17 protein-coding genes are annotated in these 23167 nt (G+C 45.0%); 3 read left to right on the top strand and 14 right to left on the bottom strand.

Features of this window, described 5'->3' with window-relative positions; all coding sequences use genetic code 11:
* Window positions 1-123 precede the first annotated feature (123 nt).
* The 12 genes from VGN67_RS12710 to VGN67_RS12655 form a co-directional block, all read right to left on the bottom strand.
* On the bottom strand, window positions 124-885 hold the full coding sequence (locus VGN67_RS12710; RefSeq protein ID WP_327487219.1) for a WecB/TagA/CpsF family glycosyltransferase: 762 nt from the start codon (window positions 883-885) through the stop codon (window positions 124-126).
* Entirely contained in the window at window positions 869-2044 is a 1176-nt protein-coding gene (locus tag VGN67_RS12705) for a glycosyltransferase family 4 protein (protein ID WP_327487218.1), read from the bottom strand. Before VGN67_RS12705 ends, VGN67_RS12710 begins: the two co-directional genes overlap by 17 nt.
* The gene (locus tag VGN67_RS12700; RefSeq protein ID WP_327487217.1) at window positions 2022-3272 is read right to left on the bottom strand and encodes a glycosyltransferase family 4 protein; all 1251 of its coding nucleotides are present in this window, start codon (window positions 3270-3272) and stop codon (window positions 2022-2024) included. The genes VGN67_RS12705 and VGN67_RS12700 overlap by 23 nt, the downstream gene beginning before the upstream one ends.
* Window positions 3269-4177 (bottom strand): phosphotransferase, encoded by a 909-nt coding sequence (locus VGN67_RS12695; protein WP_327487216.1) that lies wholly within the window; start codon window positions 4175-4177, stop codon window positions 3269-3271. The genes VGN67_RS12700 and VGN67_RS12695 overlap by 4 nt, the downstream gene beginning before the upstream one ends.
* Entirely contained in the window at window positions 4167-5504 is a 1338-nt protein-coding gene (locus VGN67_RS12690; RefSeq protein WP_327487215.1) for a hypothetical protein, read from the bottom strand. The genes VGN67_RS12695 and VGN67_RS12690 overlap by 11 nt, the downstream gene beginning before the upstream one ends.
* Window positions 5483-5908, bottom strand: a complete 426-nt coding sequence (locus VGN67_RS12685) for a hypothetical protein (protein ID WP_327487214.1) — start codon at window positions 5906-5908, stop codon at window positions 5483-5485. Before VGN67_RS12685 ends, VGN67_RS12690 begins: the two co-directional genes overlap by 22 nt.
* Before the next feature lie 238 nt (window positions 5909-6146).
* Entirely contained in the window at window positions 6147-7439 is a 1293-nt protein-coding gene (locus VGN67_RS12680; protein ID WP_327487213.1) for an O-antigen ligase family protein, read from the bottom strand.
* A gap of 60 nt (window positions 7440-7499) precedes the next feature.
* On the bottom strand, window positions 7500-8795 hold the full coding sequence (locus VGN67_RS12675; RefSeq protein ID WP_327487212.1) for a lipopolysaccharide biosynthesis protein: 1296 nt from the start codon (window positions 8793-8795) through the stop codon (window positions 7500-7502).
* A 269-nt stretch (window positions 8796-9064) separates the two neighbouring features.
* Window positions 9065-11443: a GumC family protein gene (locus VGN67_RS12670; RefSeq protein ID WP_327487211.1), complete on the bottom strand. Its 2379-nt coding sequence runs from the start codon at window positions 11441-11443 to the stop codon at window positions 9065-9067.
* A 115-nt stretch (window positions 11444-11558) separates the two neighbouring features.
* Window positions 11559-12380 carry a polysaccharide biosynthesis/export family protein gene (locus tag VGN67_RS12665; protein WP_327487210.1) on the bottom strand — a complete coding sequence of 274 codons (822 nt, stop codon included), beginning with the start codon at window positions 12378-12380 and terminating at the stop codon, window positions 11559-11561.
* Window positions 12381-13016: 636 nt separating this feature from the next.
* Window positions 13017-13814 carry a tyrosine-protein phosphatase gene (locus tag VGN67_RS12660; protein ID WP_327487209.1) on the bottom strand — a complete coding sequence of 266 codons (798 nt, stop codon included), beginning with the start codon at window positions 13812-13814 and terminating at the stop codon, window positions 13017-13019.
* 1304 nt (window positions 13815-15118) lie between these two features.
* Entirely contained in the window at window positions 15119-15331 is a 213-nt protein-coding gene (locus VGN67_RS12655) for a DUF3185 family protein (protein WP_327487208.1), read from the bottom strand.
* Between the two features lie 363 nt (window positions 15332-15694).
* On the opposite strand from VGN67_RS12655, the gene VGN67_RS12650 reads away from it, so the two are divergent.
* The 3 genes from VGN67_RS12650 (at window position 15695) to VGN67_RS12640 (ending at window position 19346) form a co-directional block, all read left to right on the top strand.
* Entirely contained in the window at window positions 15695-17080 is a 1386-nt protein-coding gene (locus VGN67_RS12650) for a dihydroorotase (RefSeq protein WP_327487207.1), read from the top strand.
* 1206 nt (window positions 17081-18286) lie between these two features.
* Window positions 18287-18724, top strand: coding sequence for a hypothetical protein (locus VGN67_RS12645; protein ID WP_327487206.1), 438 nt, complete (start codon window positions 18287-18289; stop codon window positions 18722-18724).
* A 277-nt stretch (window positions 18725-19001) separates the two neighbouring features.
* Window positions 19002-19346, top strand: coding sequence for a four-helix bundle copper-binding protein (locus tag VGN67_RS12640; RefSeq protein WP_327487205.1), 345 nt, complete (start codon window positions 19002-19004; stop codon window positions 19344-19346).
* Window positions 19347-19748: 402 nt separating this feature from the next.
* Here the strand turns inward: VGN67_RS12640 and VGN67_RS12635 are convergent, their stop codons facing one another.
* Together VGN67_RS12635 and VGN67_RS12630 are read right to left on the bottom strand one after the other, a co-directional pair.
* Window positions 19749-21203, bottom strand: a complete 1455-nt coding sequence (locus VGN67_RS12635) for a DUF5723 family protein (RefSeq protein WP_327487204.1) — start codon at window positions 21201-21203, stop codon at window positions 19749-19751.
* Window positions 21200-23125 carry an ATP-dependent DNA helicase RecQ gene (locus tag VGN67_RS12630; RefSeq protein WP_327487203.1) on the bottom strand — a complete coding sequence of 642 codons (1926 nt, stop codon included), beginning with the start codon at window positions 23123-23125 and terminating at the stop codon, window positions 21200-21202. The genes VGN67_RS12635 and VGN67_RS12630 overlap by 4 nt, the downstream gene beginning before the upstream one ends.
* Window positions 23126-23167: the final 42 nt, after the last annotated feature.

The raw sequence follows: 23167 nt of genomic DNA, 5'->3' as shown, positions 1-23167 counted from the left end.
CATTTTCAGAGCAATACACCAACTAGAAGTATAAAAATTTATCAAACGGTATGTTATTATGTACTAAGTGCTACCGAGTATAAGTTTTATCTAATTTTCCATCAATAGAACAATGTTACAAATCTAAATTGAGGAATTGTTTAGTAATTTAATTTTGATCCATTCTTTAATAAACAATTTTAAAAAGATTGTATTATTAAAAAGGTATCGTTTCCAAAGTCGCTTTGGGTCTTGACATAGTCGAAATATCCATTCAAGACTTAGTTCTCTCATCCATTGAGGAGCTAGTTTTTCTACGCGGGCGTAGACAGGAAAAGCATTGCCAACTCCAATCATGACACAGTGAATATTTCCTTTCATTTCAGCCATCCATTTTTCTTGCTTTGGGCAACCCAAAGAAACAAAAACTAGTTGTGCACCAGATTCATTTATTGTTTGAATCAATTCAACTCGTTCGCCAAAGGTGGCAGGCCGAAAAGGAGGAGAATGTATACCAGCTATGATTAAGTTTGGGATATCTACTCGGCAGCGTTCTACAAGAGATTGCAAAACGTATTCAGTGGACCCTAGAAAAAAAACCTTAATCCCTACTTGTGCTGATCGAGCAAGCAATAATGGAAACAAATCACATCCTGCGACTCGTTCTTGATTTATGCCATAAAGCCATCGCATAACAAACACTAATGGCATACCATCAGGAATTACTAATTCAGCATCATACAAAGCTCGAGCCATTTCAGAGTCAGACTTTGCCTCACCTACCATATGAACGTTAGCTACACAAATGTAGTATGAACGCTTTTTTGTCGCCAAAAAGATTATTTCATCGATAACAGATGTAAAAGGGTTTACAGTAATGGGGAAAAAATTAAAGAGCTTTTTCATTATCTAGAACAGACTTATAAATATTAATAAGATTTTTGTAATTTGCCTCAGGGGAGTAAACATCCTCATAAGTCTTCCTAGCATTTTCATATAAATTACTGTTTTTATTATCCATAATTTCTGAAATAACACTAATCAAATCATTGGCATCATTTTTGCAAAAAAGAAAACCATCTTTTCCATGGATAACTATTGAATTAATATTGTCAATATTTGTAGCTATTACTGGAGTCCCAGTTGAAAAAGCTTCTAAAATGGTCATTGGAAGACCTTCAAAAGAAATAGAAGGAAATAGTAAAGCTTTTGATTTTTTCAAACGATTAATTATAAAGTTTGAATCCTTTTGCCCCCAGTAGGTCAAGGAGGAGTAAAGGTTAGCTGCATTTTGGACATCAATAGCAAGTGGACCATCACCAATAATTTCAATTTTAACGCTACAGCGGGAAGCAATATCAAGAATTAATTTTACACCTTTCTCATTAGTTAACCGGCCTATAAAGATAATAAGGTTTTCTCTACCTTCTAAGGGAGAAAAACCATTATCCATAACAAAATTAGGCTTAATAGAAGTTTGTAAAGAAGAAATACCAAGAGAAGAATTAATAAATTTTTGTCTAGAAAAGTCGGTTAAAAAAATAAATTTATTTATTTTGTTTTTCCAAGTACCTAAATAATTATGAGCAGAGATAATAAAAGAGAGTTGAAACGTTTTGATATAAGATTTCTGAAAACAGCTATTTAGTATACCATCCCAACCAATTTTTTTCTTAATACAAAGCTCACAAATTTCGCCATTTTTTAAAAGAGTAGCCGCAGTACAGATTAAACGGTAATTATGAACAGTCATAATTACGGGTAACTTAGCTTTAGATGCAATAAATAGTACAGACGGGGAAATATTGTAAAATAAATTATGGATGTGAATAAGATTTGGTTTAAAGGATTTAATTTTATTTTTTAAAATTTGAGCTGTAACAGGGTTGAAAACTGTCAAAAAGGGGGCTGTAAGTTTACCAAATGGAGTATTGAAATCATCATTAGAAAATTTTAGGATTTCAACGTTATGACCATAAGAAATTAGTAAATTCATTTCATTCAGTACTACTGAATCTTCGCCACCTTGATTATTGTAGTAATTATGCAAAATAAGAATGTTCATTATTTTTTAATTTAGAATCAATAACATCATATGCAGAATTTACAATTTTTGACCATGAAAATTCATGTGCTCGATTAATAGCTCCTTGTGACAAACTAGTTAATAAAAGCTCATCGTTTTTCAAAAGTTTTATACTATCAGCAAAACCAATTATAATTTGTTCAATAGAAGTATTTTTAGTACTAATTTTTATACCACAAGAGCTATTGACGATTTGGTTTGGACCACCAATGTCTAAACACAAGGCAGGCATTCCATTGGAAAAAGCTTCTAAAATAACAAATCCTCCACTGTCATGAAAGCTAGGAAAAACTAACAAATGACCTTTTTTATAATATTCATGTAACTCCTCCTGAGGAAGCCATTTTACCCACTCAATTTGATTGTCAATATTTAGCAGTTGTGAAAGTTTTTGCAGGTGAATTTGATAATTTCCCCTACCAATAATAGTTAAATGGACATTTATGCCTTCATTCTTTAAAAAAGCAATTGATTTTAATAAGATATGAATTCCTTTTAGTGGAATTATTTGCCCTACATAAAGTAAATGGAAAACGTCAACATTTTTTATAGACTTCAAAGTTGGACAATGTCTAGGCGTATTAGAAATGCCTATGGCGCTATTAACAAAAGATTTATATTTAAATTTTTCAGATAAAACATTTTTTGTGTCCTCGGTTGCGCAAAAAATGACTTTAGAAGATTCTAATGCACTGTTGGAAAATGGATTTATTTTAAGAGACCTATTAGATAATAATCTAATATATTCATATACTTTATATCGAAGTGGTAAAGAATTAATAAGTTTAAGTGTCGGTTCTTCACCACCAGCAACGGGACCAAAAATGAAGGGAGCCTCAATTTTATAAAGGAAGCTTGGGAATCGTAAGGTAACAAACGTTATATGGTGAACTAAATCAAAATTATATGTATTATGTAATTTTTTGGCTAAATTTGAAATATTAATTTGCCAAAGAAAATAGTATATCCTAGTCCCAAAATATTTTTTAAATTTTAATATTTTAGATGGAAGATCATAATAAATAAAATGTAAGTTATGTGGAATTGAAGGATATGCATCAATAGTTTTTTTATTATTTAAACGAGTTATTACCCAAACCTCATGACCCATTTTTGATATTTCAAGTGCCCAATTCCAACCAACAGCAGGTTCTGATCCTTTATTTGGTTCACAAGCATAAGCGGAAAGTAATATTTTAAATTTCATTGGTACTCATGGTATAATTGCAAATATTTACTATAAAGTTTTGAGGATTTATTAATTGTAGTATTCAACTTAATCGTAAGAAAATTAATTAAATATGGCTTAAAATTTCCAATATAATAGACAGTAAAATATTCTTCAAAGCTAGTCAAATTCTCACTCATAATTGAGCTAAATGATTTCTTTGGATAAAGTAAAAAATTTGTTTGAAATGCAAAGGTAAATAAATCGAAGCCAAGAGGATAATAGCCGGCCAATTCCCAGTCAAAGACTTTAAAATTATTATTATCATCCATCAAATTCCATGGACAAAAATCACCATGACTAAATGTATATATTAAACCATCTGCATTATGATGCACCTCTTTAAGAGAGTTAATATAAATAGAAAGAGAAATTATTTGTTGATTTAAAAGAATGTTTGAAAGCTTTTTGCCATCCAAAACAGATGTAGTAAGGTAGGAAAGATGCTCACACTCTTCAAAATCGATAAATGTTGGGAACAATTTATTCTCCGAAAGGTCCATCAACACACGAGCTTCATTTAAAATCAGCTCCTTTGCTCTGTTGGTATTCCCTGCTTTAATGAAAAAAGATTGTCCAAGATTTTTAGTAATTATTATTGTTATTTTTTGATCTGGTCCTGGTGTACCCAGATTTATTAAGCAATTTGCTTCTACTAGGTTGAATTTATCTTTTACTTCACTAAAGTATGATGGAAAATCATCCGGATTGTAGACGAATAGTTTTCTAAAAAAAGGAAAGTAAAGCCAAAGCTTCCAAATTAACGCTGTGAAATGGTTATAAGCGTAATAAAATTTTTTCCTCACCAATTTATTGTGGATAAAAGTTGAAGAGAAAATGAATTGTTTTCGCCAAGGAGGAAAATAATAAAGTTTAGGATCCATGAATTTTCAGACGCCCTGCAAGATAATCTAAAAGAATAGTTTCTATTTGTAATGTAGCAATTTCAGAATTTGCTGAATTGTCAATGATAAATGCATTACTTAATTTGCTTGCGATTTTTCTATATGCTTTACTTTGCCTTTCGGCTTCAATAAAGCTAACTTCTTGTTTGCGCAATAAAAGTAAATCAGGCGGAGCATCAATAATAAAAAATAGATCTGGTTTTGGAACTATCTTTCCTACTAGTGTTGCCAATTTTAAACTACCGCCATGACGATATCGTATTGGGTCTATGAGAATATCATGGAAGTATCTATCAAAGAATATTATATTACTTTTAGCCTTTTTGGGATATACCAAAAGCCAAAAACTAATTACGTACTTAAATAACAGAAAAATAATTTTTATACTTGATAGAAAAGAGTTTCGAGTTTTTAGTGAATGAGGATTTTCACTGGCAATTTTAGGCTTTTGAATGAACTCTGGACATAGATGAAAATATTTCTTATCTCTAAATATTGAATTACTTAGGTGTCGATTGTAAATGTTATTTATGATAGTAGACTTACCTGAACCGTCACATCCTAAAAATGCAATAACCAGGCCTGTTGGTTTGATTATCCTATTATAAATTCTTAGATACTCTTTATATATGTCATAAATTTTTATTCTATTAGTAGAAAAATTAGTAAGATTATTTAGTAGTTCGGCATTTATACCATCGTATACGTTCTTATTGAAAAGTAATTCAATTTGATTTAATCCAGCGCTGCCATAGATATTTCTTAATTCTTTTTTAATGGCATCTGTTTCTAAATCCCATAGACTCTTTAAATATGTAAAGCTATCTTTTGATACTTTTTTCTTTTCAACCCTCTTTATAAAATAATACAAAAATGAAACTGTCGTGTTACAAACCTTGAAATCACAATTTCTTTTACTTATTATTTGATTGTTTTCTAATAGCTTTTCCCAAGTTAGTATTAATTTATTATTTCTATAATAATCTGAGCAAGCATCAATTGCAAGGAAAGTTGATATTTTTGTTTTTTCATTCAAATAAACAATCAGAAAGTATTTAGATGAAATTTCATGATTAAAGCAGTTGCATAGACGATAATTATATTTTGAACAATATACTTGAATCAATCTTTCAATGTTATTGTATATTTGTTGACTGAATGAAATATCAATATCAGAGTCTATTTTTTCTGGTAAATTATTTATATTGCCCAAAATTGAGTAATCAATATTTTGATCCTTTAAAAAGGTTAGAAAGTTGATGAACATCAACCTTTGCATATTATCTACTTCTGACCTTTCTGCCATTGTTTCTTATTATAAGAAATTTGAAATTCAATTATATAAAACTTTCGCTGGTACACCCCCAACCACGCTGTTTGCGGGAAAGGATTTTGTGATAACAGCCCCTGCCTCAATTTTGCAATTACAGATAATTTTACCCCTGGCATTAATATAACCCGTGTCCCAATCCAGACATTATTACCTATTATTTCATGCTTACTTATAGAAGGGTTTGTTGGGTCGTTCATTAATTTTGAAGTATCGGAAATATCATGTGTTATAGCCATGATAACTACATCAGGGCCCATCATAACATTATTTTCTATGGTTATATGGCCTAACAATTTTGAGTTTTGGTCTAATTGTGAGTTATTGCTAACGCTGAGCAAATTTCCATTGCCAAAATAGCATTTGTTCTTTATTATCACTTTTGATCCTAAACGTTTTATTATGCCTGTACATAGTTTATTCCTAATCTTGTAGTAAAAATATATCCAGGTATTGGTTGCATCGGTTAGTAATATGCAAATAAATAGTATATCAATAAGTTTATAATTTCCAATAGCATTACTTTACTTGAAAATTACATCTTAAGTTACTCTTTTTATAATCTTTATTTTATAAGTTCTTTACATAAATTTAAATAAGTATCTAAATAAAACTTTCTCAATTTATATTATTTGCATAATTAACTTTTATTATCTTTCTATCATTGGCTTTATTTTTATTCAAAAATAGAAATGTTGCAATTATAAAATATGTATGACAAAAGGGTTTAAATGGCCCTGCAATAGAGGATTCGATCAGGCCATGAAACAGAATAACTATAAATATTATTGAGAATGAAACTTTATTTATATTTTTTCTATAAGTTATTTCTTTTAGTGCGTGAACCAAACAATAAAAGATGAGAAAAACTGTTGGAATTGATAAAATGAAACCTCTTGCTAATAAAAGTTCAAGAATAAAATTATGCGGATGAGATGGTAACCAATTTGAAAACATGTTTTGATTCTTAAAGAATTGTTTCTCTCCTTCAAATACCCCAACGCCCCAAATTAAGTTTTCCTTTATTCCTTTGACCGTTTTATTATATACCAAGCTTCTATCTATCCAAGTTCCACCTCCTTCTGTTATTATGGTTTCAATTTTATTGTTAAGAAAGAATGATACTACAAAAAATAAGATAGTAGTAACAAATAATATCCGTATGAAGTTATTTTTTTGATATAGTGTGATCAAAAGTATTGCTATTATCATTACTAATACTCCGCTAGCACTTTTTGTAAAATAAATTATTGTAATTGATAATATATAAATAAATCCTGCTTTTTTCTTACTGATAAAATTTTGGTTTTTTAGCATCCATGACATTATAATAATGCATACTGAACCCAATGCTAATGTATTTGGATGTAAAAAAGTGGCTCCTAGCCTTACCCCTCTTTCTTCACTTGTTCCATATATCAAGTTCATATTAAATAAACCTATCATTATTGCCGTCGCCACTATGATAAAGAATAGGTTTAAAGATATTAGAAAGACTTTATTCACCGCGCTTTTTAAGCCAATAGTACTCTGTAAATTTTTATATGATAATAATGCTAAACTCGTTATTGTTATGATTTCAATAGACTTAATCCATGAATTAATGTTTGTTGGTGTATGCATCAATAATGAAATTATGCCACCTATTATGTACCAAAAGTAGAAATGACCAAAACCTCCAGAAAACAATGTATTGACATTTTTTTCTTTTGCTATATAATAAATAAGGTATAGACAAACTATTGTATTAAAAACACCTCTTAAAATAAATGATGGATTTGTATATTCTAAAGTTGTAAAGCCTGTTACATCTGTTTGTGTTATTCCAAAGATTGGGAATAAAGATATGTAGAGTCCATATTCTGATAATTTTATTTTATTGCTTATTAATTTTCTTCTATATATTTCCATTTACTGACTTACTTTACTTATGCTTGGTATTACTTTGGTTTTATTTTATACAATTATGGATTATTTTATCATTTCTAGAGGCCTATTTAGAAGTTTTGATACTTTTATGTAAAATGATAACATTAATACTAGATTTGTGAAAACAAATGAAACTATAGCCCCGACTAAGCCATAATACGGGATAAGTAGAACACCTAAGCCTAATGTTAGTAACGAGCCAAATAAATATACTGTTGTTATTGTTTTAGATTTTTCAAAAGTTCTAAGCACTGATATATAAATATTTGTTATTGCGCTACATATTGGAGATATTCCTAATATTACTAATAAGAATGTTAATTCTAAATATGTTTCATTATATAGCCATTTGAGTATTATATCTCCAAATAATATTAAAAATATCCAATATATTATTGAAGAAGTTGCTAATAGTTTCGTTATGGTTTTTAACTTTTCTTTTAATAAATTATCTGATTTTGCACGTGAAAATATTGGTATTAATAAACCAGTTATGGCCACATTTATATTAATAATTGGAAGTATTAAATTTGTTAAAGCTTTATAAGACGCAACTACCTCTAAACTTTCATAATAAGGCAATAATATATAATTTATGTTTCCAAATACCCAATAAAATATGCCTGCTAAAAACGACCAGCTGCCATACTTCCAATGATTTCGGTAAATAAATGGAAGTATAAAAAGTTTTTTTGATGTTTTATTATTTAATGGTAATTTGGTATTTATTGCTAATGCTGAAAGATAGCTTGCTACACCCATCAAAAGGAATGCTGTAATTATATTCAATTTAAACACTTTACCTACTAATATTGCACTAGGGACAAATAAAAGCATATATGTTAAACCTCCATAAGCAGCAATTCTTGGTTTCATTATTAAATAACAATACCTACGTGTTATCCACATATGCAGTATAAAGGGGCTTGCAATACTTGTCCCCCAGATTGCATAAGAAAGTTCTTTTTCGTCTATCTTATTTAAATAAATGCCAAAAGTTATTAATAATAACGAAATTGTTAATGTAAATTTCCATTGTAACGATTTTAATATCGAATAATAATTTATTAATCTTTTTTGAAATAAGTTAGAACCAAAAATTAATAGCGGTTCAGTCCAAAAAGAACTTTGGATAATTCCTAGTAATAAAAATATTGAAAATGCTAATGAGAATGCACCATATTCCGTTTGTGACATCCATCTTGCTAATATGATGTTTACTATAAAATTTGACCCTGCAAATAATGCTTGGTCTACTATAGCCCATGAACTTTTTGAAATACTTTTTAAGCTTATCTGATTTTTTAGTTGCCTTTTATAAAAATTTGTAGTAAACATTATGTGCCCTTAGAACTTGTTGGGGGATTTATATTTAATATCAGTTTCCTTTCCTCTGTTACAAAAAGAATGTTTGTGGTTAAACTGGGGCTTCTACTATTTTCTGTGCGCATAATATGAGATATGAATGTACTTAATGTATTTGTTTGCTTGATTTATATTTTATTGGGCAGTACACATGAACTTTGTACGAAACTCTGGTCTCATCAGTTAATTGCATAAAGTCACCTGAATGTGTTTGTTTTATACATTACATAAATTTATTTATTCTAACTATTCACTATATTTTTCAATCTATACTGCCATCCCCGTACTTTACTTTCCTTTTCGCCATCGTAATAACCGTAACCGTAACCCCCGTAGCCGTAGCCGTAGCCGTAGCCCGCTCCGTAGTTGACGCCATTAAAGACCACGCTCAGGTTAGCGAAGCGGCGGCTGCGGCTGAGCTCACCGATGTGTCGCAGGTGATCGCGCATGGTATAGTTGAAGCGCACGAGGTAGAGGGTTGCGTCGGTATGCTCGCTGATGATGGCGGAATCGGTAACGAGGCCAAAGGGCGGGGAGTCGATGAGGACGTAGTCGTAGCGCTCGCGCAGCTCGGTCAGGAGCTGGGGCAGGCGACCGTTGCTCAGCAGCTCGGAGGGGTTGGGCGGAATGGGGCCGCTGCTAATGACGTCGAACTTCGGGTGTACGCCCGTGGGCTGAATGAGGTCGGAGAGGGCGCTCTGCCCGATGAGGTAGTTGGTGACGCCGCGGTCGTTGGGTACCTGCAGGCGCTCCTGCAGGGAGGGCTTGCGGAGGTCCAGACCGACCAGAATAACCCGCTTGTCGGAGTAGGCGAGGCTGGCGGCCAGGTTAATGCTGACGAAGCTTTTGCCCTCGCCCCCGATGGAGGAGGTAAGCATGAGGGTGCGGCAGCGGCCGTCGCCCAGGTATTGTAGGTTGGTGCGCAGCGCCCGGAACTGCTCGGCTACGGCCGAGCGGCTGGTCATTTTGATGATGGACTCCGGGTTGGAGGCCTTCTTAAGCAGGCCAATTTCGCCCAGGATGGATACCTTGCCGAGCTGCTCAATGTCGTCGCGGGTTTGCACGGTGTTGTTGAGCATGAAGAGCAGGTTGATGAGTAAGAGCGGGATCACAAAACCGGCTCCGGCCGCGCCCAGCCACACGATGGCCCGCCTGGGCTTGATGGGCAGGAAAGAGGCCGTGGGGGCGTCGACGAGGCGGCTGTCGGTAACTGTGGAGGCGTAGGCCAGGGCGGTTTCCTCGCGCTTTTGTAAGAGGTAGAGGTAGAGGCCCTCCTTGATGGTCTGCTGGCGCTTGATGCCCACGTACTCGCGCTCCTTCTGGGGAATGCTGCGGAGGCCCGCCGAGAAGCGGTTGTTAACCGACTGGAGGTTCTGGCGGCTGAGGTCGAGGCCGCGCTTGAGGTTCTGGACGTTTTCGCGGATGGCCTGCCGGGTGTTGGCCAGCTGGGTGTTGACGGTCTCGAGCAGGGGGTTGCTGGCGGCGGTGGTGCGGGCGTAGCGCTCGCGCTGGATGGCCAGCTCGTTGAAGCGGGTGAGCAGCGACACCAGCACGGGGTCGTTGATCATGTAGGTGGCGGGCGCGATGGCGTCGTTGTCGCTCTGGATGTAGCTTTCGACGCTTTCCAGAATGCGGAGCTGCACGTTGACCTCGTTGAGCTTGGTGTCGTTTTCCTTGATGTTTTCGAGGAACAGCTGCGACTCGGCGCTGATGTCGGTCAGGCCCTGCTCGCGCTTGTATACCTCCACGTCTTTTTCGACGTCGCCCAGCTCGCCGGTAATGAGGCCGAGGCGGTCTTCAATGAACTTGAGGGTGTTGGAGGCTTCGCGGTTTTTGTCGTTGAGCGACGACTGAATATACACGTCCAGCAGCTTGTTGAGGACGTCCTTGCCGCGCTGCACGGAGGGGTCGTCGAAGGTAAGGGTCAGGACGGTGCTCTTGACGTTGGGCTGGGTCACGGATAACCGTCCGCGCATTCCTTCAATGAGAGCTACGGGGTCTTTAAAGAGGACTTTTACTTCGCGGACGGGGGAGCCGGGGGCGTCGTGGGTAACTCCCCGCCTGACCGTAAACTCGCCCCACTCGTTGCGGAAGGTTTTGCCGAAGGTACGGACCTCGCTTTCGCCGTTGATCCGGAATCCGGCGTCCTCCAGCTGAATGACGAGGGGCTCCTGGTAGGCGTGAGCAGTAAGTACCTTAGGTTCTACGATAATGGGGCTTTGCTTGTAGAGATCAAGGGTAGCGAGGCCGTCGCGGGTCTGGTAGGCTACCGGCAGGCCCAGTTCGTTGATGACCTGGCCCATGAGGGTCTGGGACTGCAGGATCTCCACTTCGTTCTCGACGAGCTTATTGCCGCTGAACTGGGTGAGTTCCTCGAGCATATCGGTAGCGGAGCCGCCCACGCCCTTTTTCTCGTCCTTGATGAGGAGGGTAGCGGTAGACTGGTAGATGGGCTGGGCAATTTGTAAGTAGAAGAAGGCGGCGGTGAGCGTGAGGCCCACGAACAGGGGGAACAGGTACCAGTAACGGAGGTACCGGCGCAGGTACTCCTGTAGGTTAAAGTCTTGCTCCTCGGTCTCGGCGTACTCTACAGGTACTGCCACGGTGGTACGGTCAGTCATGGTAACAAAGATAGCCGCAAAAGGTTTCGGCTAATTTAAAAAGTACAAAAATTTATCAAACGGTACTAAAGTATGGGAATCAACTAACTACTTCGGAAAAAGATGCTATGCTTTATCAGAAGCCGCGGGACAAGTTTAGCGCCAGAATGCCCAGCGCGGAGACGATACCGGTGATCATGGGGATGAGCTGTACGTTGCGGTCGGTGGTGGTCATGCGGGCCTTGATGGGCTCAATGTAGATGACGTCGTTTTTGTGCAGGTAGTAGTAGGGCGAGCGGAAGACGTCGCGGGAGGTGAAGTCCACGCGGGCGTACTCGCGCTTGCCGTTTTCCTCGCGGATGATGAGGATGTTGTCGCGCTTGCCGTAGATGGTGAGGTCGCCGGCGAGAGAGAGTACCTCGGGCAGGGTGATGCGCTCGTCGGGAATAACGTACACGGCCGGGCGGTTGACCTCGCCCAGGACGGATACCTTGAAGTTGAGCGTCCGGATGCTGACGGTAGGCTCACGCAGGTAGGCGAGCAGCTTCTTCCGGATGGTATCGGAAGCCACCTGGGTTTGTAAGCCGCCTATATTAACCTTCCCCACCAGGGGCATTTCGATGTTGCCTTCGTGGTCCACGAGGTAGCCCACGGACTGGGCCCGCGCCCCGCCGCCGGTGGCGGAGTAGTTCATACTGGAGGTATTGAACTGGTTGGGCATGTTGAAGATTTCGTTGGATTCGGGGCTGAGGCTCCCTACCACGATGGAGAGCAGGTCGCTGGACTGGATGGTGGGGACGTAGCTCTGGGTGATATTATCAGAAGAATATTTTAGGTCTTCTCCCTGGAAATAGACAATGGTTTTGGGCGAAACGCAGGAGCTGAGGCCGGAGCCGAGGGTAACAAACAAAGCACAGTACGCGGCCAAACGCGCCAGCGAGGGGTACACTTCTCTCATGAGGATGGGGTTACGAACTAAAATTCCTATAAAGGTAAACTAATTTTGAAAATACAATATGAGTTTTAACAAGTTAATGCCCCGCCCACAAAAACAGTACCATTTTTTCAATGACCGCGCGGCGGACCGTCAATGAGCAGTTATTGATAGATGAATTAGTTTGTAAACTTTTGTCAGGCTGAGCGGAGTCGATGCCCGGGCTTCGACTCCGCTCAGCCTGACAAACCTAATGGCATACTTTACAACTCTATTCACTTATCTATATCAATTACCAAATGACCAATAAGCAGTTACCAATGAGCAGTTAATTCTGAATTAACCTACGCAAGGTACGGAGAGAGACGTTGGGCTGCGATACCGTTTGATAAATTGGTTAGCCTGAAAGGTTAGAAGGGTTGGAAAGGCGGCCGCCGCTGCGGAGGAAAGGAGGAAGGGAGGAAAGGAGGAAAGGTTCGAAGGGAGGAAAGGTTCGAAAGGAGGAAGGGTTGAAGGGAGGAAAGGTTCGAAAGGAGGAGAGGAGTACACTGCACCGCCTGGACTGCGCGTCCCGGACTGCGCGTCCCAGGTATTCTCCAAAGCGGTGGCCGCTCAATCACTCATTCGCTCAATCACTCATTCACTCATTCACTCATTCACTCATTCACTCATCGGTAACTGGTCATTGCGAAAGGCGTAGCGTTCCAGCCAGGGGGATTTTTGGGCTTTGAGGAGGAGGTCGAGGTGCTGCATGCGGTGGGCGTCGGTGCCGAGGTAGGTGATGAGGCCCTCGCGCAGGAGCCAGTCGGCCATGCGGGTGATGCCTTCGCCGTAGTAGCCGGTGAGCGACAGGGCGTTGACCTGCAGCTCGCAGCCTTGATGGCAGAGCTTGCGGTAGATGGTCGGGTCGGCGTAGAAGTAGGTGTAGCGTTCGGGATGCGCCAGGACGGGCCGGTAGCCGTGCTGGATAATGGAGAACAGGGTTTCGGCGGTGTTCATGAGCGGCGTAGAGTAGGGGAGCTCCACGAGCAGGCGGTTGCCGGGCAGGGTCAGGAGGGGCTGCTTTCCCTCGAGCATTTCCACGAAGTGTTCGTCAATGAAGTACTCGGCGGCGGCGCCTACCTCCACGCTAAGGCCCGCCTGTTGGCAGGCTTCCTGCACCTGGGCCAGTCCGCCCAGGATGGTGTCGGGGGTATTGCGGTAGCAGTCCCAGATCACGTGCGGGGTGGTAATCACCCGCCGGTACCCCAGTTCCTGCAGGCGCTGCACCATCGCCACCGACTCCTCGAGCGTCTGCACGCCGTCGTCAATCCCGGGGATGAGGTGGGAATGGATGTCGGTCTGGATCCGCGACAGGTCCAGCACTTTTTTATTTTTCTTCTCAAATAACCAGCTCAGCATGCGTATCTTTTGGAGGGTACGTTTTGGTCGTACAAAGCTAATGAAAACAATCCTCAATTATCAGTGACCAGTTGGGAGGGAGTGTATGAGTTAATGACAAGTCATATTAATGTAGTAATGTTTACTTTCGCAGTACCCTACTATTTCATGGCTACTTACAAATATTGCGGGTATTGATGGTTTTCGCACTCCGCCGGTATTCTTTGAATATTTCCAGCTTTTCCGGGTAATGCTATCGTTTGCCCTCCTCCGCCGGGCGGGCGGCGCCCGGCGAGCTTTTCTGGCTCTATGTAAATTTTGTTGGGAAATGCTGTCTTTCGCCCTCACGGCCGGGCGGGCCCCGCCCTCTCAACACCGCTAAATTTTACAGCCCTGCTTTAGCCAGCCGCACAAATGGCTGTAAAAAAATGCGGCTTATGAGAGGGCTGTTAGAGTTAACATAGTTCATGTACGTTGATAGGGGATTGCAGCGTACTTTTCAAAGACATTGCTAAACAATTTTATTTTGCACCAATTAACTTCCTATACTAATAGGCAGACAGCAAAAAATCCTCAGCTCTCCCCACGCCGCTAAATTTTACAGCCCTGCTTTAGCCAGGCGCACATAAGGCTATAAAATAGGTGGCTAATGAGAAGGCTGATAGAGCTTGCATTGTCCATGTGTCGTAACAGTTTTACCTTTTATATCTCCCTCAATTCCGCCGCTCCTTATAGGAGAGAAGCTTTACAGTATAATTCACGTATCTAAAAGTACATGTACTTCCGTTGCTAATTGGTACTTTGTCAAATTTCTCAGCTCTCCCCTAAGCCGACCTAAGCCTGTAGGCATTTGTGCGGCTGGCTTTGCGCAGGCCCGCAGGGTAAGGAGGCGTGGGGAGAGCGGGGCCCGCCCGGCCGTGAGGGCAAACTACAGCATTACCCGGAAAAGTTGAATAGAGTCAGAAAAGCTTGCCATGAGGAGCGCCTCCCGGCCGTGAGGGCAAACTACAGCATTACCCGGAAAAGTTGAATAGAGTCAGAAAAGCTTGCCCTGAAGAGCGCCGCCCGGCCGTGAGGGCAAACTACAGCATTACCCGGAAAAGTTGAATAGAGTCAGAAAAGCTTGCCCTGAAGAGCGCCTCCCGGCCGTGAGGGCAAACTACAGCATTACCCGGTTAAGTTAGATAAAGCCAAAAGAATCCGGATGAGGAGGGTAAAAGGAAGAATTACCCGGAAAAGCTGGATAAAGCCAAAAGAGCTGAGAAAGGTGAATGAAAATAATAAGACCTACTGCCCTAAACCTCCCAAAAGCAAAAGCAGCAGACGCCTGGTCTGCTGCTTTTGTCTTAGTGCCTATAGCTTAAAGCCTATAGCATACAGCATTATTTTTTGTTACGATCTAAAATAACCAGCCCGATGCCGGCTACTAAAACGATAACCCCGGCGTAGGTAGGCCAGGCGACTTCCTTGGTTTTATCGGCGTTGATTTCGATGGGGCCGATGTCGGCTACTTTTTCTTCGGACTGGTAGCTGAATCCGCCAAAGATCAGCATGGCCAGGCCCACAATGGCGAGAATGATTCCGAGTGCTTTCATGAGTGTTTTGGATTGATGAATGAATGATTAAAGAGAGCTACCAAAACTATACCACGGTCAGGCAAGGGCACTGGGGAAAGGGACCACAAGTAATGACAGTGACTAATTATCAATGATACGAAAATTAAATGGTAAAGTGGCCTCTCCTTCAGATGGTGCGGCGAATGAGTGGATGGGTAAGGTGGAGGAGTAATTTCTGGAAATAGGAAATAATGTACTTTTGTGGGGAGGAAGTGGCCTGGTACCAGCTGGATTGATACCTTGTATAGCTTGGGTCTAAAAATCCGGAGTACCACAGTTCTCATAAACCCATATACTCATAAAGACTTTCTCCATCCCCAGTACTCATAAACTTTTGAACTCATGAACTCCTATACTCAGACTAAAAGCACGCTGCTACTGAATACCCGGCTGGTTAACGAAGGAAGGATACAGGAAACAGATGTATTAATACAGGACGGGCGCATCCGGAAAATGGGGAAAGACCTGCAGAATGAGGCGGCGGATAGGGTCATTGACGCCGGGGGGAAGTACCTGCTGCCGGGCGTTATTGACGACCAGGTACATTTCCGGGAACCGGGCCTGACGCACAAGGCCACCATTGGGTCGGAGGCGCGGGCGGCCGTGGCGGGCGGTGTGACCTCCTTTATGGAAATGCCCAATACCGTACCCAACGCCCTGACGCAGGCCCTGCTGGAAGACAAGTACCAGATAGCAGCCCGGACCTCGCTGGCCAACTACTCCTTTTATATGGGGGCCTCCAACGACAACTACGACGAAGTAATGCGCACTGACCGGGAGCGCGTGTGCGGTATCAAGATATTCATGGGCTCGTCGACGGGGAATATGCTGGTGGACGCGCCGGAAGTACTGGAGCGGCTGTTTGCGGGTGCCCCCGGCCTGATAGCTACCCACTGCGAGGACGAGCCGACCGTGCGGCAGCGCATGGCCTACTACCAGGACCTGTACGGCGACAAGGTACCTTACGACATCCACGCAATAGTCCGGAACGAGGAGGCCTGCCTGAAATCGTCTCAGTTCGCGTCGTCGCTGGCGCATCAGCACGGTACCCGCCTGCACATACTGCATATTTCGACCGGCGATGAAACCGTGCTTTTTGAACCGGGTACCCGCGTGAACGGGAAAATCTTGCGGGCCGATGGTTCGCCCAAGCTGGTGACGGCGGAGGCCTGCGTGCACCACCTGTGGTTCGACGCGGAAGACTACCGTACCCTCGGCAACCGGATCAAGTGCAACCCGTCCATCAAAGCCCCGCACCACAAGGAGCAGATTTTCCGGGCCCTGCTCGACGACAAGATTGACGTCATCGCCACCGACCACGCCCCGCACCTGGCCGACGAAAAGGCGCAGCCCTACTGGCAGGCCCCCTCGGGCTTGCCGCTGGTGCAGCACTCCCTGAACGTAATGCTGGAGTTTTACCGGCAGGACCGGATTTCGCTGGAGCGGGTGGTTGACAAGATGTGCCACGCCGTGGCCGACTGCTTCCAGGTTCGGGAGCGGGGCTACGTGCGCGAAGGCTACTGGGCCGACCTGGTGCTGGTAGACCTGGACCAGTCCACGGAGGTAACGCCCGCGTCGGTCCACGCGCGCTGCGGCTGGTCACCTTTTGAAGGTACTACCTTCGGCTCCCGCATTACCCACACCTTCGTTTCCGGTCACCTGGCCTACGAAGGGGGGCAGTTTGACGAGTCGAAGCGGGGGGAGCGGCTTTCTTTCAATGAGCAATGATCAGTTACCAATGATCAGTTATCAATTACCAGTGACCAGTTATCAGTGACCAGTTATCAGTGACCAATGATCAGTAGCCAGTGACCAATGATTGATTATTGCGGCTGACTGTCGAAGTGGCAGCGGCGCGAGGCGCCGCTGAGGAAGAATGCAGGACAGGAATATACTACGCGTCCCGGACTGCGCGTCCCATCGATGTCGGGATAAAGGGAAGTCTGAAAGTTAAAACTGTTACGGCATATGGACAATGTAAGCTCTATCAGCCCTCTCATAAGCCGCCGCACGGGCGGCACCGCTTATTTTACAGCCATTTGTGCGGCTGACTTTGCGCAGGGCTGTAAAATTTAGCGGTGTTGAGAGGGCGAGGCCCGCCCGGAGGAGCGCCTCCCGGCCGTGAGGGCGAAAGACAGCATTACCCAAAAAAGTTGAAAATGGGTGAAATAGCTTGCTCGGAGGAGCGCCTCCCGGAGGAGCGCCTCCCGGAGGAGCCACCGTGGCAGCGGCGCCTCCCGGAGGATCGCCTCCCGCAGCGGCACGCGGTAACTGCTCACAAACAGTTCGCTGGCCGCTCATAAACTCATACACTCATCAACTCCCTCCTAACTGTTCATTGAGAAAGCATTGGTCACTGGTCATTGTCTGAATTGTTCATTGAAAACATTGGTCACTGGTCATTGTCTGAATTGTTCATTGAAAAACATTGGTCACTGGTCATTATTTCAATTGGTTACTGAAGACATTGGTCACTGGTCATTGAGGACATTGATCACTGCAAAAATTTGGCGGTCCGCCGCGCGGTCATTGAAAATGGTCGGTTCAGGGGGAAGAAATTACAGTTCATCTTTTTTTAGTTTCGGAATGCAACGTTTTATAGGACATTTGCATCCATAGTTCAAAGACGCACAATTGCATCTATTAGCCATCAAGATTTTTTAGAGTAAAGTTGAGAGTTTGGGTACTTGTTGCCTGGTTGAGAAGAAAAGCCATCAGAAAAATAGCAGGTTGAAACCGGATTCCCTGAGGCTTATTTCTAACGAAAATAGAACTTTTAACAAAAATTAATAAAAAACAAGGTACTATGTGTTGCATAGTACTATATAAAGTTCTACCTTTGTCAGGTAATTGATCTGAAAGAGGGAAAGTAAGAGGAAAAACAATCACCAATTTAAAGGAAACGCCCAGCGCGTATAGCCACAAAAAATAGCCATGAAAGCATTGAAACTACTGACCGTGATGATGTTGATTAGCCTGCTCAGCCTGCAGCAGGCAGGTGCTACCGGGTACGCACACAATATGTTTGCCGCCCAGAAGATGCTCAAGTCAAAGAAGGAAGCCCGGAAAACGCCGGTAACAGCGACCCGCACGGCAGTAGTAGCAGCGTCCACTGGGGCAGTGTCCACTGGGTCCTCTACAAATGTAAACAAGGAGGAAGAGGTATGCTGCGAAAACTCGGCGGTGGCGCTTACCCAGCAGTTGGCCCGCTGGATAGTAGGACTGGTCTATGATGACAGCAACACCGGCGATGAAAAAGCGGGTAGTCAGCCCGAAAGCAGAGAAGGACTTTCCCTGAATGGCTGGTTTGTAACGCTGGCAGGAAAGGCTGTGTACGGTCTGTTACAGCCCGCCCGGGTATTCTGGCAGTAGCGATATAACATACTTAATACAGGAAACAGGTACTGCCGTGCGGCGGTACCTGTTTTTTTTGTCCTTTGGGAAAACAGGCAAGTGGGGAAGCCGCTGGGCGGGTGGGTACTATGGGGTTTCCCCAGCGTACAGGATTTTCCACAGGCGCTCTGGACAGGTAATGGGGAAGGGCCGTTAGCGGCGGATTGGGAGGGGGTAGCAACGGGGCCGTAGGGGCGGGTCTGGTTTTTTAAACAGACAACCTCACCTGTTTTACTAAACCAAAAACCTGAGTAAGATGAAAAAGGAAGTAATACCCTGCGTGGAAGCGTGCCTGGCGTGCTACACCGCTTGTCTGGATTGTGCGAATGAGGGCATCAAAATGGCCCGCGAGGAAATGATCAACTGTATACAGGCCTGCCTTGACTGCGCCGAACTCTGTAATCTCTGCGCCCGTTTTTCGGCCACTGACTCCGACTACCTTCGTAAAGTATGTACCCTGTGCGCCGACCTGTGCTATACCTGCGCCGCCGAATGCGATAAGCACGACGAGGAGCACTGCCGTATCTGTGCCGAAGCCTGCCGCACCTGCGCCCTTGAGTGCGAAGTAATGGTAGAGGTAGAGGAGGCGTTTTTAAATTAGTAAGTAGTTATTAGAAATTAGCTTTTAGCGGTTAGCTTTCTAAGTTGTTGTATAATAGCGCATTGTAAATAATTCTAATGCAAAGTAACTTTGCGTAAGTACTTAATACAGATTATCAGATTTCATATAAAATTAGGAAGGTTGTTAGCGGCGGTCGCCCGGATATACGGCGACCCGCCGCAATTGCCGCCAACCCGCCGATAGTTGGCTGGTCTCGCTCCTGCGAGACCTCACCTTCCGACCCTGTAACCGCATGTAGTAGATAGATGTACTATAAGTACCTGAAAAGTCCCTTATTTCTTTTACCTTTTCCCCTTTTATCCTTTTATCCCTTCCTCCTTTTATCCTTTTATCCCTTCCTCCTTTTATTCCTTCCTCCTTTCGAACCTTTCCAAACCCTTTCTACTGTTTAGTGGCAGCAGTTTCCTTTAGTTTCCAGAGGGAGAAGCCTACGTACATGAAGGAGGCCCGGGGTGCCCCCGGAATGGCCGCGCGCCCTTTTAACATTCCCCCCAGATTACTGAATCCGGCGAAAATAGGCCCAAAGCGGGCCAACAGGCCGACAGTTACCGTTTTGTTTCCTTCTATAAAAGAAATGGGGAAAGCGATGTCATTGTCTTCCCCCTCAAAGCGGGGGGTAATGGACAAGACATTGGGCTGGCTGATAGCCAGCGGGCCTTCGGGCTGGCCGTAGCGTTTGGTTTGGGCAACATTAATAAAGAACGAACGCATCAGCTGCAGATCGGCCTCGAGGTGTACGGCGGCCGGAAGCGGCGCTTCGCCCGCCAGCGTGGTAGTAGACTGCGCGGGAAACAAGTCAATAAAGCCGTCGGCGCTCCGGTCGGCCATGGTTTCCAGGGCCTCCTGCCCGATCACGGTCCGGCTTTGCTGCCCGGCTGTAACCTGGCTGCTGGCGGTCTGGTACTGAATAGCGCCCAGGTCGGTAAGCGAAGCGGACAGCCGGATGAGATAGCCGGAGCGGGCGTCATTGTCGATTTTTCCCTTGTCCCAGACGGACCCCAACTCGTAGCTGGCACCCAGGTCGTAGCCCCAGCCCTGCGCGTACTGCTGCGCGTCAAACAAATCACTTACCCGCAGGGGCTGATTGGGCTGGCTGTAGCCACTTTCGTAGGTAAACCCATTCAGCACCAGTTCTTTTTCCGTTTCTGACGTGGCAACGGGCTGAATCTGGTAGCGGTCGACGGTACCGCGCAGGTAAGCCGCCCGCGCGCCGAAGATTTTTTTGGCGGTACCCCCCGCGCGCAGTTTATGAGCAGGCAGGTCCAGGAGCAGGATACCGTACGAGAAGCTCGCCTCGGAGAAGCTCTGCTGCAGGAGCCGGAACTCGCCCCACTCGCCCTGCTCAACGGGAGTAGCGGGGGTGTCGAGCCGGCGGAAGTAGAGGGTGCGGATACCGGCCGGTATATTTTCTCCGGTCACGTAGCCCCGCGAGCGGAACTGGAAAGCGATGCCGTGCCGCCGACCCATTGATACCATGACCGAAGGCCAGCGGATGTCGCTGGCCAGGTACACCGGGTCACCCTGGGAAAGGGAGCCCATGGTGCGGGAGCGCCCGTAGAGTTCGTCGGTAGAGTGAGGGGCCAGGAGGGGGTAAAACAGGGAGTTGCGGCCAAGAAAAGTAAAGTAGCGGCCGTTGATGGTACTACCCAGTGAGGCAACGTTGAGCTGCCAGCGGTAGCGCGAGCCACCCAGCGCCGCCGGGTTGTAAGTAGCCCGGTAAAGGCCGCCGTAGTTGCTCAGGTGAAGCCCCGGTACCTGCTGGGCCCGGACGGGCAGCAGGGAAATCAGGCTGAGGATAAACAAACCAGTGGCTGACCGGAAAAAAAAAGGTTTCATAAGGGGTGCTGTGGATTTAAAGCTAATTTTCCTATTTCGTCGTAGACCAGTATCTCCTGCTCGATAAGGTAACGCACGGTATGCAGCAGTTGTTTTTCGGGAACCCGGCCAAAAGCCTGGCTCAGCGGGCGCGGGGCTACGGGGCCGTGCTGCTGTACATGTAACACGATTTCCTGGCTGAGTGGTATGCCCGTTTCGTGAACGGTTTCGGCCTTGCGTTTCTGCACGCATATATCACACAGGCCGCAGGCTTCGCCGTTTTTCTCGTTGAAGTAATCAAGCAGGAGCAGGGTACGGCACTGCTGCCCGTGGCGGGCGTAGTGGATTACTGCCTGGGCCTTGCGAAGGTCCCGCTCTTTTTTTTTCTGGATTTCAAAAAGATTTAAAGGCAGCTGCTCGGCTTCAAAGCGGGGCGTCAGGAAGGTAAGCTGGGGCTTGTCACGCTGCTTTTCGTAGGTCACAATATCGCGCTCCTGTAAAAAAAGGAGACGCTGCTGTACCTCCGGCAGGGGCGCGTAGTAGGTTTGGGCAATGTCAGTTTCGGCTATTCTGACGTAGTCGGTAAATAACTCTCCGCCGTACATGCGGAGCAGCAGCCGGATAAATTGGTCGTAGTCGGGGTAGCGCAGCTGGAAATCGTACAGCTGGCGGTTGTCGACCCGGAAGTGCAGCCGGGACGGCGCGTAGTAGGCTTCGTTGAGTTGAATAAAACCTTCGTCCTCGAGTAATTTAAGAGAAAAGTGGGTATCGGACACGGGCAGTCCAAAAATGCCGGTAAACTCGTGGATGTCCAGGTCGTAACTACCCAGTTCGCCGCCCCCGACGGGTACCTTGCAGTAGTTGGCGAGCGACTGGTACACCCGGCGCAGCAGGTCGGCCGGGGGGTACTTGCGCTCAATATTTTTTTCCATTTCGTCGGCATCCTTCGCGTGGAAAAGGGCCACGGCGTAGGCTTTGCGCCCGTCGCGTCCGGCCCTGCCCGCTTCCTGGTAGTAGGATTCGAGGGTATCGGGCAGGTCGAGGTGAATAACGCTGCGCACGTCGGGCTTGTCGATACCCATACCAAAGGCGTTGGTAGCCACTATAACCCGCACCCGGTTGCGGAGCCAGGCGGTTTGCCGGTCGGAACGGTCGCGGTAGGAGAGGCCCGCGTGGTAGTATTCGGACCGGATGCCCTGCTGGTTGAGCCAGTCGGAAACCTGGCGGGTGCGCTTGCGGGTGCGCACGTACACGATGGCCGTACCGGGTACGTTGTGCAGGATCTGGAGGAGCTTGCGGTCCTTGCTTTCTTCGTGAAAAGCCGAGTAGGAAAGGTTGGCGCGGGCAAACGACTGCCGGAATACCTGCGTCTGCCGCATCTGGAGCTTGTCCTGGATGTCGTTCTGTACATCAGCCGTAGCCGAAGCCGTGAGGGCCATAACGGGTACCCCCGGCAGCAGGCTCCGGAACTCAGCGATGAGCAGGTAGGAAGGGCGGAAGTCGTACCCCCAGGCCGATATGCAGTGGGCTTCGTCCACCGCCAGCAGGCATACCTTCATTTGTTTGGTACGCTCCATCATGATGTCGGTCCGCAGGCGCTCCGGCGACACGTACAGGAACCTGGTCTGGCCGTGGATGCAGTTGTCGAGGGTAATGTCAATTTCGTGGCGGTTCATGCCGGCGTGGATAGCCGCCGCGGGAATCTGTCGCCGCCGGAGCTGCTCGACCTGGTCTTTCATGAGCGCGATGAGCGGCGTCACGACAATACAGATACCCTCCTGCGCCAGCGTCGGTACCTGAAAACAGAGGGACTTTCCGCCGCCGGTGGGTAGCAGTACCAGGGAATCGTAGCCCGCCAGCACGGCCCGGATGGCTTCTTCCTGAACCGGGCGAAAGCCGTCGTAGCCCCAGTAGTGTTTGAGTATACCCTGAATATCATTCATAGCGCTTGCCGCAGGAACATTACCTCTTATCCATTGCAAAGT

The sequence above is a fragment of the Telluribacter sp. genome, from assembly GCF_035998675.1.
GTDB lineage: Bacteria > Bacteroidota > Bacteroidia > Cytophagales > Spirosomataceae > Telluribacter.
Note: the sequence above shows the minus strand (reverse complement) of the source record. Positions and strands in the feature narration are given on the sequence as shown.

Bases quoted from the DNA above. Each gene is read 5' to 3' on its own strand.
- VGN67_RS12710 (WP_327487219.1), bottom strand. From the start codon at position 885: ATGAAAAAGCTCTTTAATTTTTTCCCCATTACTGTAAACCCTTTTACA.
- VGN67_RS12705 (WP_327487218.1), bottom strand. From the start codon at position 2,044: ATGAACATTCTTATTTTGCATAATTACTACAATAATCAAGGTGGCGAA.
- VGN67_RS12700 (WP_327487217.1), bottom strand. From the start codon at position 3,272: ATGAAATTTAAAATATTACTTTCCGCTTATGCTTGTGAACCAAATAAA.
- VGN67_RS12695 (WP_327487216.1), bottom strand. From the start codon at position 4,177: ATGGATCCTAAACTTTATTATTTTCCTCCTTGGCGAAAACAATTCATT.
- VGN67_RS12690 (WP_327487215.1), bottom strand. From the start codon at position 5,504: ATGGCAGAAAGGTCAGAAGTAGATAATATGCAAAGGTTGATGTTCATC.
- VGN67_RS12680 (WP_327487213.1), bottom strand. From the start codon at position 7,439: ATGGAAATATATAGAAGAAAATTAATAAGCAATAAAATAAAATTATCA.
- VGN67_RS12675 (WP_327487212.1), bottom strand. From the start codon at position 8,795: ATGTTTACTACAAATTTTTATAAAAGGCAACTAAAAAATCAGATAAGC.
- VGN67_RS12670 (WP_327487211.1), bottom strand. From the start codon at position 11,443: ATGACTGACCGTACCACCGTGGCAGTACCTGTAGAGTACGCCGAGACC.
- VGN67_RS12665 (WP_327487210.1), bottom strand. From the start codon at position 12,380: ATGAGAGAAGTGTACCCCTCGCTGGCGCGTTTGGCCGCGTACTGTGCT.
- VGN67_RS12655 (WP_327487208.1), bottom strand. From the start codon at position 15,331: ATGAAAGCACTCGGAATCATTCTCGCCATTGTGGGCCTGGCCATGCTG.
- VGN67_RS12650 (WP_327487207.1), top strand. From the start codon at position 15,695: ATGAACTCCTATACTCAGACTAAAAGCACGCTGCTACTGAATACCCGG.
- VGN67_RS12645 (WP_327487206.1), top strand. From the start codon at position 18,287: ATGAAAGCATTGAAACTACTGACCGTGATGATGTTGATTAGCCTGCTC.
- VGN67_RS12640 (WP_327487205.1), top strand. From the start codon at position 19,002: ATGAAAAAGGAAGTAATACCCTGCGTGGAAGCGTGCCTGGCGTGCTAC.
- VGN67_RS12635 (WP_327487204.1), bottom strand. From the start codon at position 21,203: ATGAAACCTTTTTTTTTCCGGTCAGCCACTGGTTTGTTTATCCTCAGC.
- VGN67_RS12630 (WP_327487203.1), bottom strand. From the start codon at position 23,125: ATGAATGATATTCAGGGTATACTCAAACACTACTGGGGCTACGACGGC.